The sequence below is a fragment of the Porticoccus sp. GXU_MW_L64 genome (genome assembly GCF_052983295.1).
Genome location: NZ_JBRKJK010000021.1, coordinates 16435 through 33175, shown reverse-complemented (window position 1 = coordinate 33175; position 16741 = coordinate 16435). Strand labels below are relative to the sequence as shown.

14 protein-coding genes, 2 tRNA genes and 1 pseudogene are annotated in these 16741 nt (G+C 49.3%); 12 read left to right on the top strand and 5 right to left on the bottom strand.

The genetic code is table 11. From position 1 onward, the window contains the following. Window positions 1-162: 162 nt before the first annotated feature. Window positions 163-846 (bottom strand): hypothetical protein, encoded by a 684-nt coding sequence (locus ACVBEJ_RS13720; RefSeq protein ID WP_447130202.1) that lies wholly within the window; start codon window positions 844-846, stop codon window positions 163-165. A 609-nt stretch (window positions 847-1455) separates the two neighbouring features. Here ACVBEJ_RS13720 and ACVBEJ_RS13715 point away from each other — a divergent pair. Next, window positions 1456-3243, top strand: coding sequence for a hypothetical protein (locus ACVBEJ_RS13715; RefSeq protein ID WP_447130201.1), 1788 nt, complete (start codon window positions 1456-1458; stop codon window positions 3241-3243). A gap of 375 nt (window positions 3244-3618) precedes the next feature. Continuing rightward, window positions 3619-4230, top strand: a complete 612-nt coding sequence (locus ACVBEJ_RS13710; RefSeq protein WP_447130200.1) for a trimeric intracellular cation channel family protein — start codon at window positions 3619-3621, stop codon at window positions 4228-4230. 24 nt (window positions 4231-4254) lie between these two features. Here ACVBEJ_RS13710 and ACVBEJ_RS13705 read toward each other — a convergent pair whose 3' ends face one another. After that, window positions 4255-4926 (bottom strand): SPOR domain-containing protein, encoded by a 672-nt coding sequence (locus ACVBEJ_RS13705; RefSeq protein ID WP_447130199.1) that lies wholly within the window; start codon window positions 4924-4926, stop codon window positions 4255-4257. Between the two features lie 171 nt (window positions 4927-5097). On the opposite strand from ACVBEJ_RS13705, the gene ispE reads away from it, so the two are divergent. The 9 genes from ispE (at window position 5098) to ACVBEJ_RS13660 (ending at window position 11513) form a co-directional block, all read left to right on the top strand. Beyond that, window positions 5098-5940: a 4-(cytidine 5'-diphospho)-2-C-methyl-D-erythritol kinase gene (gene ispE / locus ACVBEJ_RS13700; RefSeq protein WP_447130198.1), complete on the top strand. Its 843-nt coding sequence runs from the start codon at window positions 5098-5100 to the stop codon at window positions 5938-5940. A 55-nt stretch (window positions 5941-5995) separates the two neighbouring features. Next, window positions 5996-6071: transfer RNA gene (locus tag ACVBEJ_RS13695), tRNA-Gln, on the top strand. 88 nt (window positions 6072-6159) lie between these two features. Continuing rightward, the gene (locus ACVBEJ_RS13690) at window positions 6160-7092 is read left to right on the top strand and encodes a ribose-phosphate pyrophosphokinase (protein WP_447130205.1); all 933 of its coding nucleotides are present in this window, start codon (window positions 6160-6162) and stop codon (window positions 7090-7092) included. Window positions 7093-7217: 125 nt separating this feature from the next. Beyond that, the gene (locus ACVBEJ_RS13685; protein ID WP_447130197.1) at window positions 7218-7907 is read left to right on the top strand and encodes a 50S ribosomal protein L25/general stress protein Ctc; all 690 of its coding nucleotides are present in this window, start codon (window positions 7218-7220) and stop codon (window positions 7905-7907) included. A gap of 47 nt (window positions 7908-7954) precedes the next feature. Continuing rightward, complete coding sequence (gene pth, locus ACVBEJ_RS13680) at window positions 7955-8527, top strand: aminoacyl-tRNA hydrolase (protein ID WP_447130196.1); 573 nt, start codon at window positions 7955-7957, stop codon at window positions 8525-8527. Between the two features lie 149 nt (window positions 8528-8676). Further along, window positions 8677-9768 carry a redox-regulated ATPase YchF gene (gene ychF / locus ACVBEJ_RS13675; RefSeq protein ID WP_447130195.1) on the top strand — a complete coding sequence of 364 codons (1092 nt, stop codon included), beginning with the start codon at window positions 8677-8679 and terminating at the stop codon, window positions 9766-9768. A 174-nt stretch (window positions 9769-9942) separates the two neighbouring features. Then, window positions 9943-10371: a YqaA family protein gene (locus ACVBEJ_RS13670; RefSeq protein WP_447130194.1), complete on the top strand. Its 429-nt coding sequence runs from the start codon at window positions 9943-9945 to the stop codon at window positions 10369-10371. A gap of 64 nt (window positions 10372-10435) precedes the next feature. Then, window positions 10436-11341 (top strand): DMT family transporter, encoded by a 906-nt coding sequence (locus ACVBEJ_RS13665; RefSeq protein ID WP_447130193.1) that lies wholly within the window; start codon window positions 10436-10438, stop codon window positions 11339-11341. Between the two features lie 95 nt (window positions 11342-11436). After that, window positions 11437-11513, top strand: a tRNA-Met gene (locus ACVBEJ_RS13660). 85 nt (window positions 11514-11598) lie between these two features. Here ACVBEJ_RS13660 and ACVBEJ_RS13655 read toward each other — a convergent pair. Continuing rightward, window positions 11599-12591 carry a tyrosine-type recombinase/integrase gene (locus ACVBEJ_RS13655; protein ID WP_447130192.1) on the bottom strand — a complete coding sequence of 331 codons (993 nt, stop codon included), beginning with the start codon at window positions 12589-12591 and terminating at the stop codon, window positions 11599-11601. Between the two features lie 62 nt (window positions 12592-12653). After that, window positions 12654-12818 (bottom strand): annotated as a pseudogene (locus tag ACVBEJ_RS13650) (helix-turn-helix domain-containing protein); the annotation flags it as partial. 487 nt (window positions 12819-13305) lie between these two features. On the opposite strand from ACVBEJ_RS13650, the gene ACVBEJ_RS13645 reads away from it, so the two are divergent. Next, window positions 13306-14385 (top strand): transposase, encoded by a 1080-nt coding sequence (locus ACVBEJ_RS13645; protein ID WP_447130191.1) that lies wholly within the window; start codon window positions 13306-13308, stop codon window positions 14383-14385. Window positions 14386-14776: 391 nt separating this feature from the next. Here ACVBEJ_RS13645 and ACVBEJ_RS13640 read toward each other — a convergent pair whose 3' ends face one another. After that, entirely contained in the window at window positions 14777-16024 is a 1248-nt protein-coding gene (locus ACVBEJ_RS13640) for an RHS repeat-associated core domain-containing protein (protein WP_447130204.1), read from the bottom strand. Between the last annotated feature and the right edge of the window lie 717 nt (window positions 16025-16741).

Genomic DNA, 16741 nt, shown 5'->3' with positions numbered 1-16741 from the left:
ATCGGTCTTGTTGCCGGGTTGATTACTCGGCCTTTGAAAGGCTTGAGCCGTATGCAGGGAAACTTGCACGTACGGTTCTTAGGGGAGCCGGCAGTAGCAATACTGTCGGCTTACCCGACGCCGGGTCACTTAACACCTCAGCCTTTCAGATTGGCACTTTCTTTAATGGCTGTCTGCCGCAACTGGCAGTGTCTTAAGCGTATCCAGTCTTTCCATTGGATAATGGCCGTGTTTGGCAAGCCCCCAATCCATGGATTCACGCACGTCATCACTTTCGAATAAGGCTTCCAGTAGTTTGTGGAAGAAATAGTTGATATCTTCCATATAATCAATCTCATCGACCAGCATGGTTTTGCCACCACCGTACCAGTATTTGCGGCTTTCCTCCGATGGTAAGCAAACAGCGGGATGCAGCTTGTCCTTTTCGCAGGTGTCGAGGTCAAAGTCACCAGTTGCCGCTTCCGGAGAAGACGAATCAGAAACATCGGTTTCAGGGGTTGGAGCAGGTTTGTCTTCGTCGTCTGGCTTCGGCTCTTGTTCCTGTTGAGCTTTAGCCATTTTCTCACGTACGCCATCAGCTATTTGCCTCTGTACCTTCTTAAGCGTACGCTCCGACCGTTCTTTCAAATTACTGACAAGAACGCAGATACCGTCTCTGGTTTTCTTGTCATCAAAATTGTAAATCTCCCACATCGCTTCTAAGGAGTCCTGCAAGAAAGCGATTAAACAAACCAGCTCTGTTAGCTCTTCGGAAACGTAAAATGGGCCATCTGCCAAGCAGGGGACATTGTGTTCATCATCGTGCGGTGTTGTAGCCACTGATGGATTAGAATCGGTGTTGATCATAACGGACTCCTAAATAGTCAGTTGTGGTAAGTCGTCCATCCAGTGAGTGGCTGCTCCTGGGTGGGCGCATCGGCTTAAAGGTGTACTGCTCCTATTTGTCGTTAATAGTGAAGGTAGTCAATATGCATTTATGCAAAAGTGACACATAAAAGACACATTATTAGCCATTATAGCTAACTTCCAATAAAAATAAACCAATATAGCTGTCATATAGTCCGTATCAGTTCATAATTTGAACTTTCTGTTTCTATTTAAGGGAGCAACACATTGATTACATCTGGACAGATACGGATGGCCAGAGCTTATTTACGATGGTCAATCGAAGAGCTGGCTAAGCATTCGGGGGTTGGTGCTTCCACCATTAAGCGTATGGAAACCTTCGACGGTATACCGAGTTCAAGAGTAGAGAATTTGCAAGCCATTTATGACACATTTGTTTCGACAGGCAAGATTCACTTTGAAAACAGTTGCTGTATACGCATAATCGAAAGTAATGACGCTTAAAAAGCCCACTGAGATGTTGATACTTTTAGTCCAACACACCTCTCTTAATTTCACAATCCTATAACCTGTTACAAAACTTACTGCACTATAGAGAATATAAAAAGCATGGAAGACATAAAATTTCTAGCCTCACAGATATCCAGCACCGCCCGTCAAGCTGACGAACAATTATCAAATATACTAAAAACCTCTGATCTACAGGATATCTGCTATGCATACAAATCAAGAATAAAGCAATGGGATAAATTAACTAAAAAAGTAGAAATAAAGAAGAAAAATAATCACGATTACAACATCGGATCAATAACTGATGTGCTTGGCTTGCGTGTGGTAACTTTATTCAGAAAAGACATGAGGGCAGTAACAGAACTAATTCTCTCGCTAATTTCACATAAAACCGAACACAAGCCAAACCCCTTTTTAAAAGACTCTCTTGTAGAGGCAATTATATATACTCCATCAATAGGAAATGATCCAATTATTAGTGAAATCATAAACACAATATGCTCATACAATCTTCTCCCAAGGTGGGAAATTAAAGAAGAAGCATCTGCAGCAAGATATTCCAGCATACACCTTGTATCTAAAATCGACCTTGGCGTACCTGAATTTAACTCCACCTATAAAATCCCCATCGAAATACAGATAAGAACAGTATTTGAAGATGCTTGGGGAGAAATTGACCACAAATATGGCTACCAAGGGAGATCAGGAAAAAATGAAAGTAAAATTCAAAACCCTATATTAGTAGAAAAAAACCTTTTAACTCTTAAAAAACTTTTAGACTCTTGCGCAGAGTACGCAGACAACATCAAAGATATGGCCATCGGCAATAGTGGTCAGATTCACAATGGCACCATTCAATCGCTCGATACAGATGAATTAGTCAAAGAAAATTTAAAATCTTTAGGCGTAAAAGACTCCGTTATTGAAGCATACATGAGCTTACGACACCAAAGAGCCTTGACAAAAACAGAGTCATCATCAAAAACCAAACAAATTTTTAGCAATACCGCCGAAGGATTAAACAAATTAGCCCGCCAAATAACAGATAACCGCGCAATAGACAGCAAAGAAGGAGAAAGGCTTTTTCTCTACTACGTAAAAATGGATGAATCTCTTTGTAGGCTTTCCACTGGCAATGAAAGCGAAACACTGGAAGCAATTAACAATTACCAATACTTGATAAAGAAATATCCAAGCTACCCAGTTATCAGATTTAGACTTGGTCAGGCCCTACTAAAAATATCGAAATTTGACCTTGCTAGGGAGCAGTTAAAACGATGTAGAAAGTACATCACGATCTTGTCGAAATTCCCTGAAGATAAAAGAAAGATATCTCTCCCAAACCAAGAGCTAAAAAGAATAGAGGTTGGTCTTTACACTACACTTGGTCTTGCTTATTGGAAAGAAGCACGAAGACTACTACAAATATCACCGCCAGACATAAATAGAATCCAACAAAATTTTGAGCAAGCATACACTCAAACCCTACCAGGCTTTAAGGTCAGTAGTTTGAGCGAAGAGCAAAAGCTATCCCTATTGAATAACACAATATATTTTTCTCTAGAAATAGTTTATTTCAATGGACTAACATGGAAAAGAGAGAAGTTTAATACCGTCATAGAAGAAATGTTGCCTGAATTTGAAAGACTATACCAAGCATCGAAAATTAAAAAAATAACGCAAGCAGACACATTAATGTGCGCATATGACTACACAAAACAATTTGAAAAAGCCCAGTCTATCGCCAAGGAACTAATTGATTTACTTATTGCCGAAGAAAGCCAGGGTAGAGAGGTTGATAGAGATATCCTCACAAAAGCACGAAATCTACTGAGCGGCAAGGATAACAGTAAAGCACCGGCTTCCCAGGCACTTGACAATCATTAATAACTTGTGAGGTAATCCTTTCTCGAAGGAAAATAGCCTACACCAGTCTACTGCTAATAGCGCTACTAAAAAATGGAGACAGATATGAAAACTTCCCCCGATTGGGACGTATAAATAAAATTAAAGCAGCATCCCCCTAGGCTTTACATAAAGGGCTGGCAACCTAATAGAGTGTCAGCCTTTTTTCATTTTTATATATTCAGCTCAGTTTTCAAGGGGCATATATGGGGGCAAAATCAAAAATGCAAACAACATTTAATCAATTATATCAAATATTTAGTGCGACATTATTATTCCGTCTCTGGGCACCATACCCATAAAGCCTCGCACTTGTGCGGGGCTTTTTGTTTGCGTTTTGTTTATTCAGGAAAACCTGTGACCCTACTGCAATTTCTCGACTTTGCCGGCACCGCCGCCTTCGCCACGTCCGGTGCACTGCTGGCGGCGCGCAAAAAGCTGGACATTATCGGCTTTATTTTTATCGCCAATATCACCGGCATTGGCGGCGGCACTTTGCGGGATTTACTGCTGGATGTGCCGGTATTCTGGCTGGCCCAGTGGCACTACGTCACCACCTGTACGGTGGCGGCGGTAATTACGTATTTTGCCAGTCGTTCGATCAACCGGGGGTCAAAGGCATTGCTGTGGGCCGATGCAGTGGGCATGGCGTTGTTCAGCGTGTTGGGTGCGCAAAAAGCCGCGGCCCTGGGAATGGGCATTCCGGTGGCGGCCATTATGGGTATGTTCAGTGCTTGCGTGGGCGGCATTATCCGCGATGTGATTTTGAATCAGGTACCGATGGTGTTTCAGCGCGAGGTATACATTACCGCATCCCTGGTGGGCGCTCTGGGCTACGCGGTGTCGGCGACACTATTTGGCCTGCCAGAGTTGTTTTGCATTCTCGCAGGTTGCGCCACTGCGTTTGTGATTCGCGCACTGGCTATTGCCTTCAAGTTGAGTATCCCGGCGCACAAAGGGATTGAATAGCCCGGTAAAGCAGGACGTCCTTCTTTATCTTTTACGCTTGATCGGCAGGGTTTCAATCCCCTGTGAGGAAATGCGATTGAGCGCCGTGGTCATCTGCCGCTGACTGTCAAAGGGGCCGACAATCACCCGGTAACGGGTTTGCCCAGCACTGGCGCGTACGTTTTCAATATCGGCATTGGTAAAGTTCATCAGCATCAACTGCACCCGGCGGGTTTCTGCGTCCTGTTGCTTGGAAAACGACCCTGCCTGTACAAAGAACATCTCACTACCTGTAACCGCTTGAACCGGTGCCACCGCCTGTGATTCAGGAGTGGCCGCATCACTGTTTAGCGGCGGCTGTTGCGCCACAGGTGAGGAAACCTCCACTTCACGGATAGGCGCTTCCTGCTGTACCACTACTTCGTCGTGACGCAGCAGGCTGTGAAACTCGAACTCCGGCTCGCTCTGCTCTACAGGCGCCGGACGCGTTTCTGTAATGGCCGTGTCCTGGCCCAGTTCTGGCCGTATTTCAGGCACCAGAATCATCGCGGTGGCCAGGCTGCCCACCGCCAGTCCGGAAACAAACCAGAACATGCCGCCATTTCTGCCCGCCGCAGTTTTCTTGCGCGCCGCAGGTGCTTTGCGGCGCGTAGTTTGCCCGCGGGAAGAGGCGCTGCGTTTTTTGCCTTTTCCGTAGTTTGAGTAGTCTCGACTCATGACATTATGGATTCCGTTTTCGCCGCAAGATCATAACAGGGGCGCGCATGGTACAGAAGCGACAAGTTGCTGGCCACAACACAGTCGATAAAGAGCACTTCTAAATTGTTACCCTGCAATCAGTCCCAAGCTTTGCTATGGTTCGCAACCCGCAACCCGCAACCCATAAACATGACCATCACCCTCCCCGCACCGGCCAAGCTCAACCTGTTCCTGCACATCACCGGGCGGCGGGAGGATGGCTACCACAATTTGCAAACCCTGTTCCAATTGCTCGATTACGGCGATGAGCTGGGTTTTAGCATTCGCGATGACAGCGACATTCGCATTCACCCCGCCATTGACGGAGTGCCACTGCAAGACAACCTTATATATAAAGCCGCACGCCTGTTGCAGCAGCACAGCGGCTGCCAACAAGGTGCCAACATCCAGCTCACCAAACGCCTGCCCATGGGCGGCGGGCTGGGCGGCGGCAGCTCCAACGCCGCCACTGCACTGGTGGGGCTGAAACGCTTGTGGCAGTTGCCTTTAAATGCCGATCAGCTGGCGGAGCTGGGCTTGCAGCTGGGGGCCGATGTGCCGGTTTTCGTGCGCGGCCACACTGCCTGGGGGGAAGGCATTGGCGAGCGACTCACCCCCATTGAAACTGCTGACGATTGGTTCCTGGTGATTCACCCCAACTGCCATGTGGAAACCGCCAAAATTTTTTCCCACCAGGCATTGACAAGGGACACACCAATCCTGAAAATACGCGCCTCTTTCGAGCAGGGCTGGCGAAACGACTGCCAGAACGTTGTTGAAACACTGCATCCCGAGGTGCGAAAAGCACGGGAATGGCTGCGAAAATACGACGAAAATGCTCGAATGACTGGAACCGGTGCCTGTGTATTTGCCCGCTTTTCGTCCCAACCTGCTGCTATGGCAGCCTTGGATAAAAGGCCAGAAAATACTCAGGGGTTCGTAGCCAGGGGTGTTAATCGGTCACCACTCTACGATTCCGGATCCCGCCCATAGCGAAAGGGCACTTCTAAAAATAGTGAATTTTTAGAAGTGGCCGAAAGCTATCTGCAGGGGTATCGCCAAGTGGCTAAGGCAACGGGTTTTGATCCCGTCATTCGGAGGTTCGAGTCCTCCTACCCCTGCCATTTTTCTCTCCCGTAATTTTCCCGCAATGCAGGGCGCGGGATTGCAACCTGGGTACTACCTATCAAGGATCTTACTGTGGCCAACTTGATGGTTTTCTCCGGAAACGCCAATCCGGAGCTGACGGCGGAAGTCGCCTCTATTCTCGGCGTGCCGGTAGGCAATGCCGTGGTATCGCAATTTTCCGATGGCGAAATCAACATCGAAATCTGCGAAAACGTGCGCGGCAAAGAAGTCTTTATTGTCCAGTCCACCTGCAAGCCGACCAACAAAAATCTGATGGAACTGGTATTGATGGCAGACGCCCTGCGCCGCGCCTCTGCCTCCATTGTGACTGCGGTCATTCCTTATTTTGGCTACGCTCGGCAGGATCGCCGGGTACGCTCCATTCGCGTCCCCATCAGCGCCAAAGTGGTGGCCGACATGATTGCCAACGTCGGCGTTGAGCGGGTAGTTACCGTAGACCTGCACGCAGAGCAGATTCAGGGCTTTTTCAACTGCACTGTGGACAACGTATTCGGCACCCCGATTTTACTGGAAGACATTCGCAACCAACGCTACGACGATTTGATTGTGGTATCGCCCGACATCGGCGGCGTAGTGCGTGCCCGCGCCACCGCCAAGCTGCTGGGCTGTGATTTGGCGATTATCGACAAGCGCCGCCCCAAAGCCAATGTTGCCGAAGTGATGCACCTGATCGGTGAAGTGGAAGGCAAAACCTGCCTGCTGGTGGACGACATGGTAGATACCGCCGGCACCCTGTGCGGCGCCGCCAACGCCCTCAAGAAAAACGGTGCCAAAAAAGTGGTGGCCTACTCCACCCATGCGGTGCTGTCTGGCAAGGCGCTGGATAACATTACCAACTCGCAGATGGACGAACTGGTGGTTACCAACAGTATTCCACTGCGCAAAGAAGCCCAGGCTTTGGGCAAAATTCGCCAGCTGTCGCTGGCGCCGATGCTGGCGGAAACCATTCGCCGCATCAACAACGAAGAATCCATCAGCGCGATGTTCGAGCAATAAGCTCAAACATTGGCTGATACAAGCATCCCCGTCATTTATTGGCGGGGATTTTTTAAACCCTCACCGCAATCGGTCGCAGAGAACGGTGAGCTTACTTCGGTAAGAAAAGAAAGGAGACTCAGACCATGTCTGACGATTTTACCCTTAGCGTTAAGGTCCGCCAGGACGTTGGGAAAGGTGCGAGCCGCCGCCAACGCCGTCTGGCTGACGAAATCCCTGGCATTGTTTACGGTGGCACCCGACGCCCCCCGGTAATGATCAGTATCCCTCACAAAGACATCGCCAAAGCGCTGGAAAACGAAGCGTTCTACTCGCACGTTGTCACCTTGGATATTGAAGGCACCGAACAACCCGCCATCCTCAAAGACCTGCAACGCCACCCGGCCAAAGCTCGCATCCTGCATGTGGATTTTCTGCGGGTGAACCCCAAACGCGCCCTGACCGTAAACGTACCACTGCACTTTATTAACGAAGACAGCTGCGTGGGCGTGAAGCAGGAAGGCGGCGTAATTGCCCACACCATGACCGAGCTGGAAATCACCTGTCTGCCTGCCGACCTGCCGGAATATCTGGAAGTGGACATGGCAGAAGTGGCTGTTGGCCAGAGCCTGCACATCTCCGACATCAAACTGCCGGAAGGTGTTGAATCCGTTGCCCTGTCTCACGGTGAAGACCACGACCTGCCGGTCGCTGCCGTCAACCAGCCGAAAGCCGTTGTTGAAGAAGACAGCGACGAAGACGCCCCCGCCGAAGGTGACGTACCGACGGTTGGCGACGAAGCCGCTGACGATGAAGAGGCCGCTGGCAAAGAGTAATCTCTTTTCCACTGCCCCCTCCAGAGGCCCCGACATTGAACGGAAATATGGTCGAACTGATTGTGGGCCTGGGAAATCCAGGCCCCAAATACGACCGGACCCGTCACAATGCCGGGGCCGATTTCGTTGTGGAGCTGGCCCGTCAATGCGGCGTTGCGCTGAAGCCGGAAAGCAAATTCTTTGGTGACACCGCGCGAGTTCGTATAGGCAACCGGGACGTGCGCCTGCTGATTCCCACCACCTTTATGAACCGCAGTGGCCAGGCCATTGGCGCCATGGCGCGCTTCTACCAGATTGCCCCGCAAGCCATACTGGTGGTTCACGACGAACTGGACCTGCCCCCCGGCACCGCGCGCTTTAAAAACGGCGGCGGCCACGGCGGACACAACGGCCTGCGCGACACCATACAGGCGCTCGGCAACAGTAGGGAATTTGCCCGTTTGCGCATCGGCATCGGCCACCCCGGTAACGCCAAAGACGTGATTAACTACGTGCTCTGTAAAGCCAGCAAAAGCGACCAGCAACACATAGACGGCAGCATCGACAACGCCCTGCGCAGTCTGCCCCTGGCAGTGGAAGGCAAGTGGGAATTGGCGATGACGGAGCTGCATTCTGCATGATATATCGAAAAACTCCGTCATCCTGAGCGCAGCGAAGGACCTCAGGCTCGAACCGATAGCGAGATTCTTCACTGCGCTCAGAATGACAACAAACTAGTGATTTTAGCGTCCGACGTGCGACGTCTGACGTGCGACCCGAGGTTTTTAACATGGGCTTCAACTGCGGCATTGTCGGCCTGCCCAACGTGGGCAAATCCACCCTGTTTAACGCACTCACCAAAGCGGGTATCGACGCCGAAAACTTCCCGTTCTGCACCATCGAACCCAATACCGGCGTGGTGATGGTCCCCGACGCTCGCCAGGACAAACTGGCAGAGATCGTCAAACCCGAGAAGACCATTCCCACCACCATGGAATTTGTGGATATCGCCGGTTTGGTGGCGGGCGCATCCAAAGGCGAAGGGCTGGGCAACAAATTTCTCGCCAATATTCGCGAAACCGACGCCATTGCCCACGTGGTGCGCTGCTTTGAAGACGACAACGTGGTGCACGTAGACGGCCAGATCGACCCGTTGGCAGACGTGGAAGTGATCAACACCGAACTGGCGCTGGCCGACCTGGACACCGTAGAGCGCGCACTGCAACGCTACACCCGGGCCGCCAAGGGGCAAGACAAACACGCCATTGTGATGAAAGCCCTGCTGGAAAAAATCCAGCCCCACCTGGACGAAGCCAAACCGCTGCGCTCTTTTGGCCTTAACGACGACGAACTGGACAAACTCAAAGAGCTGACTCTGCTCACCGTCAAGCCCACCATGTACATCGCCAACGTGGACGAAGACGGCTTTGACGACAACCCGCTACTGGACAAAGTTAACACCATCGCCACCGCCGAAAACGCCGTGGTGGTGGCCATCTGCAACAAGCTGGAAGCGGAAATTGCCGAACTGGACGACGACGAAAAAACCGAATTTCTGCAAGACCTGGGCATGGCAGAACCAGGGCTGAACCGGGTAATTCGCGCCGGTTACCAACTGCTGGGCCTGCACACCTACTTCACCGCCGGCCCCAAAGAAGTGCGCGCCTGGACCGTGCCGGTAGGCGCCACCGCACCGCAAGCTGCGGGCAAAATCCACACGGATTTTGAAAAAGGCTTTATCCGCGCCGAAGTAGTGGCCTACGACGATTTTGTGGCCAACAACGGCGAAGCCGGTGCCAAAGAAGCGGGCAAATGGCGACTGGAAGGCAAAGACTACATTGTCAAAGACGGAGATGTGGTGCACTTTAGATTCAACGTCTGAGCCCACTCCCGTAGCCCGGCGCAACGCAGCAGAACCCGGGAATGTCTTTGTGAGCGGCTGTGACCCCGGGTTCCGCTACGCTTCACACGGGCTACGATGCTGAGCTTTCCTCTGTCATCCTGAGCTTTTCTCTGTCATCCTGAGCGCAGCGAAGGATCTCACACTTCGATCACCATGCCCTACCTCTCCCTGTTCACCTCCGCCTTCCTCGCCGCCACCTTGCTACCACTGGGCTCGGAAGTGTTACTGGGCGCGCTGATCGTTGAAGGCTACTCTCCCCGGTGGTTATGGCTAACTGCCTCAGCAGGTAACACCTTGGGGGCTATATTGAACTGGTATTTGGGCCTGAAATTGCTGCACTTCCAAAATCGTCGCTGGTTCCCCTTCAAACCAGATAAACTGCAGCGAGCCCAAGCGGGGTTTCAAAAATACGGCACCGTCTCTCTTTTATTTGCCTGGTTACCAATCATCGGCGACCCGCTGACCTTTGTAGCGGGGCTGATGAAAACCCGGCTGCTGCCCTTTGTGATTCTGGTGGCCATTGGCAAAAGCGCACGCTACGGCCTGGTGCTGGCTGTTGCGCAAAATTTACACACCAGTTAAACCAACTACCGCAGCAGATGCCATGTGCTGCCGTACAATATTAAACCGACAATCTGGAGCCACCATGCCCCACAACAACTGGAAACTCGGCCTGCCACTGACCCTGGGCGCAGCCCTGATGTGGGCAACGCTGCCCATTATGCTCAAAGGCGTGTTAAGCGATATGTCACCGGCCAGCTCTGCGTTTTACCGCTTCCTGATCGCGGGGGTCATGTTGCTGGCGATTCTCAGTTTCCGCAAAAAGGACAACAACCTGACAAAGCTGACGCAACCCAGGCTGTTATTCGCCACTCTGATTGCCGGGCTGATGTTGGCGGGCAACTACCTGTTCTTCGCCTGGGGCGTTAATCACATCACCCCCAGTGCGTCGCAGGTTTTGATTCAGCTGGCGCCGATCATGCTGTTGATTGGCAGCATCCTGCTCTACAAAGAGCCCTTTTCACCACGACAATGGCTGGGGTGCGGAATTTTTGTATTCGGCCTGCTGCTGTTCTTTCATCACCGCCTTGAATCCCTACTGGCCAACCCGGGAGACTACGGTTTGGGCATTCTGCTTATCGTCGTGGCGGCACTGGTATGGGCTATCTACGCCCTGATACAAAAGCGCATTCTCAAACACATTGAGGCCCAGCAACTCAACCTGGCGGTGTTTTTTATCGGCGCCATCACCCTGCTGCCGTTTTCATTTCCCCTGGTACCGGAACTCAGCGCCGGACAGTGGCTGCTGTTGGTACTGTGCGGCGCCAACACCCTGGTAGCCTACGCCTGCTTCACCGCCGCCCTGCACCACTGGCAGGCCACCAAGGTCAGCGCCACACTCACTACCGTACCCATCTGGACGCTATTTATCATACCCCTGTGCCTGCAAATCTGGCCGGGGTTGTTTATTCCGGAACAGCTGGGAATCCTCAATTATGCCGGTGCTGCGTTGGTAGTGGCCGGGTCGCTAAGAGTGGTGATTAGTCGATAAAAAGTCCGATAAAAAGCCGTCGGAACGACGCTTGACAAAACCTAGTAAAGCATAGAGAATGCGCGGCCTTGCCGATGGCAGGAATAGTATTTTGTGGCTATGTAGCTCAGCTGGTTAGAGCACAGCATTCATAATGCTGGGGTCACTGGTTCAAGTCCAGTCATAGCTACCATATATATCAAAGGCTTATACGTTTTTCGGCGTGTAGGCCTTTTTTGATTGTGCCCAATTTTGTGCCCTTACTTGGTACAGAACACTTACGCAGATATTGCTAGTTTGTCTGCGTAGGCAGTTAGGTGACTTGCTGACAGGTGCGCGTACTTCCGCACCATTGACGCATCAGACCAACCGCCAAGTTCCTGTAGCACATGCAGCGGAGTTCCAGCCTGTATGTGCCAACTTGCCCAAGTATGACGTAAATCGTGCCAGCGAAAATCGTTAACACCAGCACGCTTTAATGCTTTGCGCCAAGCATGATTATTTGCTCGCCATACGGCTTTACCCTTATAGGTAAACACATAAGTCGAGTTCTTCCCTTCTTGGCGCGTGAGCACATCAATCGCATCCTGATTCAAAGGGACTGCAATAGCTTGCTTCCCTTTTGCTTCATCAGGGTGAATCCAAGCACACTGCCGATGAGCATCAACTTGAGACCACTTTAGCTGGGTAACATTTTTTTCTCGCAACCCGGTTGCCAAAGTAAAACGCATCATCTCCGCTAGATGCTCTGGCAATTCTGACAAAACTTTATCAGCCTCACTTCTACGTAACCAACGCACACGGCGTTTAGGCTCTGACAGAAATCGAATATAAGGAGCCTTATCAATGCACTCCCATTCCCTTTCTGCACAACGTAGCACAGCTCTTAGCAAAGCCAAATGACGGTTCACTGTACTTGGCTTTACTCCTTCGGCTAGTTTTGCCTGAGTAATTGCTGCTATTAGCTCTCGACTAATCTCATCCAAATAAAAACTACCAAGATAAGGATGTAGCCATTTGAATATCAATAAATCTTTATCCAGAGAGCGTTTACAGCCTTCTTTTTCGGAAGTCCATCGAACTACGGCCTCTTGCCAAGTAACTCTTGGCTTATCGCCTAGATAAGCAACCCGCCAAGATTCTGACCTTAATTGGTCGTGGAACTCTTGTGCGAGTCGTTTATCCGAAGTTTTAGTAGATCGGCGTATGAACTGTCCGTTGGGGGCCGTAAATTTGACCCACCAGATGTTGCCGCGTTTATAAAGTGACATGAGATATCCTCCTTATCACTACACGGCGCTTGCTGAGATACAGAATACAAAGACTTTAGATAAGTGACAAGGTCGGACTTAAGGAAAACCCAACACTTACCAGGTTTGGCCCCCGGCACACAACCGGCGGCAGCCTTTTGACGCAGAACTGCGGGGGACATTCTCAAAAAGATAGCTGCTTCTTTTAGGTCAAGCGTTTCTTCTATATCTGGTGCAAATGGATTCATAGAGTTAACCGCGTAGTTTCTCAGTAATAACTCTATAATCCACAATTCTAAAAACGGACATTTAAGCTTTCGGCATTCGTAATAAGTAACCTCGAAAATAACTCAGATAAAAATAGCCATCCTATTTCGTGACACTTACCGCCAACAAAAAATAATTTTTAGCATCATCAATACAAAACATACAGGCAAATTTCCGGCATAGAGTTTATAAAAATAAAAACCAGTCAAACCTTACGGTCTAACTGGTTGTATTGATAATAAATATTAAAAGACTGTACAGAATCTCAATCCACGATCAGCTGGTTAAAAGCCCACCAAAAATATCTTAAATCATTGTTTTTATTAACTTTAAAGTGGAATCGCTCGTTGCAATTTACACTATGGAGCATAACCAAGCATTACTCATCCCGGCAAATATCCGGCAGTTAATCGAATCACTAATACTCTCCCATTGAATCAGCAAGATCTGCCAGTTAGGCTTGCTGCCGTGAACAATGTACTAACATTACTATTCGAACTGCTGCGGGTGCTTGCTCGTTTGGCCAGGCCAAATGCTTATCAAACCCTTGTGGCCGAAAACCTGCTGCTCAAACAGCAACTGTTGATTTATCGCAAAACTCAACAAAGTGCACAGAATCTTTCAACAATAGACCGAGGCCTACTGGGTTTATTGGCATCCTTTTTAAACTCCAAACGATTGCTCAGGGCTGCCATAGTTATTCGGCCTGCAACCCTTTTGAAGTTTCATAAAGCCCTTGTGCAGCGCAAATATCATTTACTCTTTTCCAGCCAGCGTCCCAAACAAAGACCTGGCCCCAAAGGCCCTCACCAAAATCTAATTCAAGCCATCATCGATATCAAACAGCGTAATCCCCGCTATGGCTGCCCACGTATTGCCCAGCAGATCAATCTGGCTTTTGGGCTGAACATTGATAAAGACGTGGTACGTCGTGTATTAGCCAAACACTACAAACCCGATCCAAGAAACAAAGGCCCATCTTGGCTAACGACACTTGGCCATGCCAAAGACAGCCTATGGAGCCTGGACTTATTCCGGTGTGAGTCGATTCACCTAAAGAGCCACTGGGTATTGGTGGTGATGGATCAGTGTACCCGTCGTATTGTTGGCTTTGCTGCCCACCAAGGCAGTGTGGATGGCTTGGCCCTATGCCGAATGTTTAACCGAATTGCTGCCAGGAAAGATCTACCTCAGCGACTTAGCTCGGATAATGACCCGCTGTTTCAGTACCACCGCTGGAAAGCCAATTTACGTATACGGGATATTGAAGAAATCAAATCCATTCCTTACGCACCGATGTCTCATCCTTTTGTGGAGCGGTTAATTGGCAGTGTTCGAAGAGAGTTGCTCGATCAAACCTTCTTCTGGAATGTACATGACCTTGAGAGAAAGCTGGCAGATTATCAGGATTACTACAACCTGCACCGTGCTCACGATTCATTAAACGGGAAAACGCCCGTTACCACGACGTTCAACCGCTCCAGCTTGGACGGCTTTGAGTGGAAAAGTTATTGTCGAGGGCTTTTTCAATTGCCAACTTCGTCTTGAATTAGTAATTCGCCAGGGACACCTATTATTATTATTGTTTATTCTTTTAACACTACCAAATATTTAGATAAAAACAAATAATCTATTGTATATTTCGTCAGCAACATCAACGTCAATTCAATGCTATTTTTAGCGGTAATATCATAAAAAAATATTAACCAAAAAAAAACTAAGCTGGTTGTAGAGCATAATAAAACACAACGCAGCAAGACATCTTTCTTTAAGCCCAAAAGTCTATTAAACAATAACTTAGAGGTTATAGAATTTATAATTATTATCATTAAAATAACGACATAAAAACTGACATACTTTTCCAACAAAAAGAACACAAGCAATGATGGAATGCTCACCCAAAAAATATATGTGAATAAATTTCTACCCTCTATTTCTCTCATGGCAAATTCGACACTGTTTGAGATACCGCAACACCGATAACAGCGGCTGCTTTGGATGGCGAACCAAACCTAGATGTTCTCTGCAAACGATCTGCATAAGTTGTAACAGCCTCTCTACTAAGGCCCACGCCAGTAGAAAATACGTCCCTTGCATTTAGGTCAGAAAATAAACCTACAAATGTATCTACCGTAGTAAGCCTATCTGCCCAAACAATAGTTTGCACAACACCCAATTCGCCTATTATAACAGGAGCAGAAACGGCGAGGCCAATAGTGCCCAACGCAGCTTTTTGCAGCCTATCCCCATAGTCTCCTAAAGATGCAACACCATAAGATAATTTTTGTGGGTCAACACCCGAACTAGCAAAGTCTATCGCACTAACCGTCCTTGTATCCGTAGCCAGAACATTCGCCAAATCTCGACTTATATTAGGAGGTAAATAGATCTTAAGCCTTACAGAACCTTTCCCATTTGATACTGGAACTGGCCTCGGCGCTCCTGACGCACCTCCATCCATTGTTCGAGTAATGGAATCTTCATTTGCAATAGGCTCTATTTCAGGGTCGGGGACATCTAATTCCACTTCAAATGTAATTGTTAATTCGAGACGTTGATCTGGTTTTAAGCTTTCACCGTAATCATTCGCCAATGACGAGAATGCGCCAGAAATAGCTCCATTTGCAAACTTTCCGCCGGATACAGTGGAAAGACTTCCTCCAACAATAGCTTTTACTGCTGTTTTTGCGGCGACATTTTTAATATTGTCTAGCTTCAACGACCCGCCAGCTATTGCTCCTAAGCCAGCAGACGCAAATCCATGACCAAATTTACCGCCTTGAAGCACTGAAGTAACTCCCGATAGAGTTCCCATTGCTGCAACAAACTTGTATGTACCTGGATTAAATCCAAACCCTGCGCCTGGATTTAGAGAGGAGCCTCCAAGGGCTGAAAGTGCAGCAGATGAGATGCCCGCTAAGAACGCATCTTTAAGGCTCGCACCTTGTACCACAGCATCTAAAAATCCTGCGGCAAAGAATAATAATGCGATTGCTTCAAGTGCTGTGACTACCTCAGCTGCCGTCAAAATTATCGCCGTTAACGTGAATACAAAATATCCACTTGGGTCGGTAGCGTTGAGCGGATTGTTCCAAACATATGCGTATCTGTTTAGGCTCTGACTCATTAACGGATCTTGTATAAACGGGTCAGCCTGAAGGAACCTGGCAATCTTCGGATCGTAAATGCGCCCATTTAATGACCCCGACGCAACTTGTCGTAGTCGAAGGCGTTTTTCCCAGAGGCATCAAGGTGTTAAAGAGCGTTCGCGCGAAGGCTTTACGACCATACCCCAAAAAATCCCCAGACGCACTTTTTCATTTAGCCGCTGGTTTTTAATGATCTTGCAGGGGCGCGGCAGCGCCCCTGTTTAGCAGCTAAAAAGGGTGGGTTTTAGCGAAGGCGGCGAGGATGGGGCAGCGGGTTTTTGCTGCCACACCGCAGGTGCCCACGCGCGGCACTGGAGGGTGGGCAATGTGATTGGTTGACTCCGCGCGTAACGCAGAGGAGTTGATACAGCGGTTATAGAGAGTGCCTTTGGCGGCTTGCCGCCCCCTTAAAGCCACAGCGGCATTTACACATAATGCAAATTATGCGGCGCAGCGGACAGTGGGTTGTGTGGTGTGCCGGCCTTACATTGCTGGCTATTGGGATGGCCTTGCCCGGCGCACGACATAACACACTGCGCATAATTTCAGCATTATGTTAAGTGCCGTTGGGGCGGTGAAGCCCCACGCCTGGGGCGCGCCCTGAAGGACGCTTGCGGCCGGAAGCGCGGGGGTGGGTAAATAAACCTGTGCCGCTGGACGCATGTAGGGTTGGCGCAACGGTTGCGGGGTTTGGTTTGCAAGCGCCGTGACAAGCCTTGATGTGGCCAGCGGCGGCTTTATCGTCTCTGCCATCC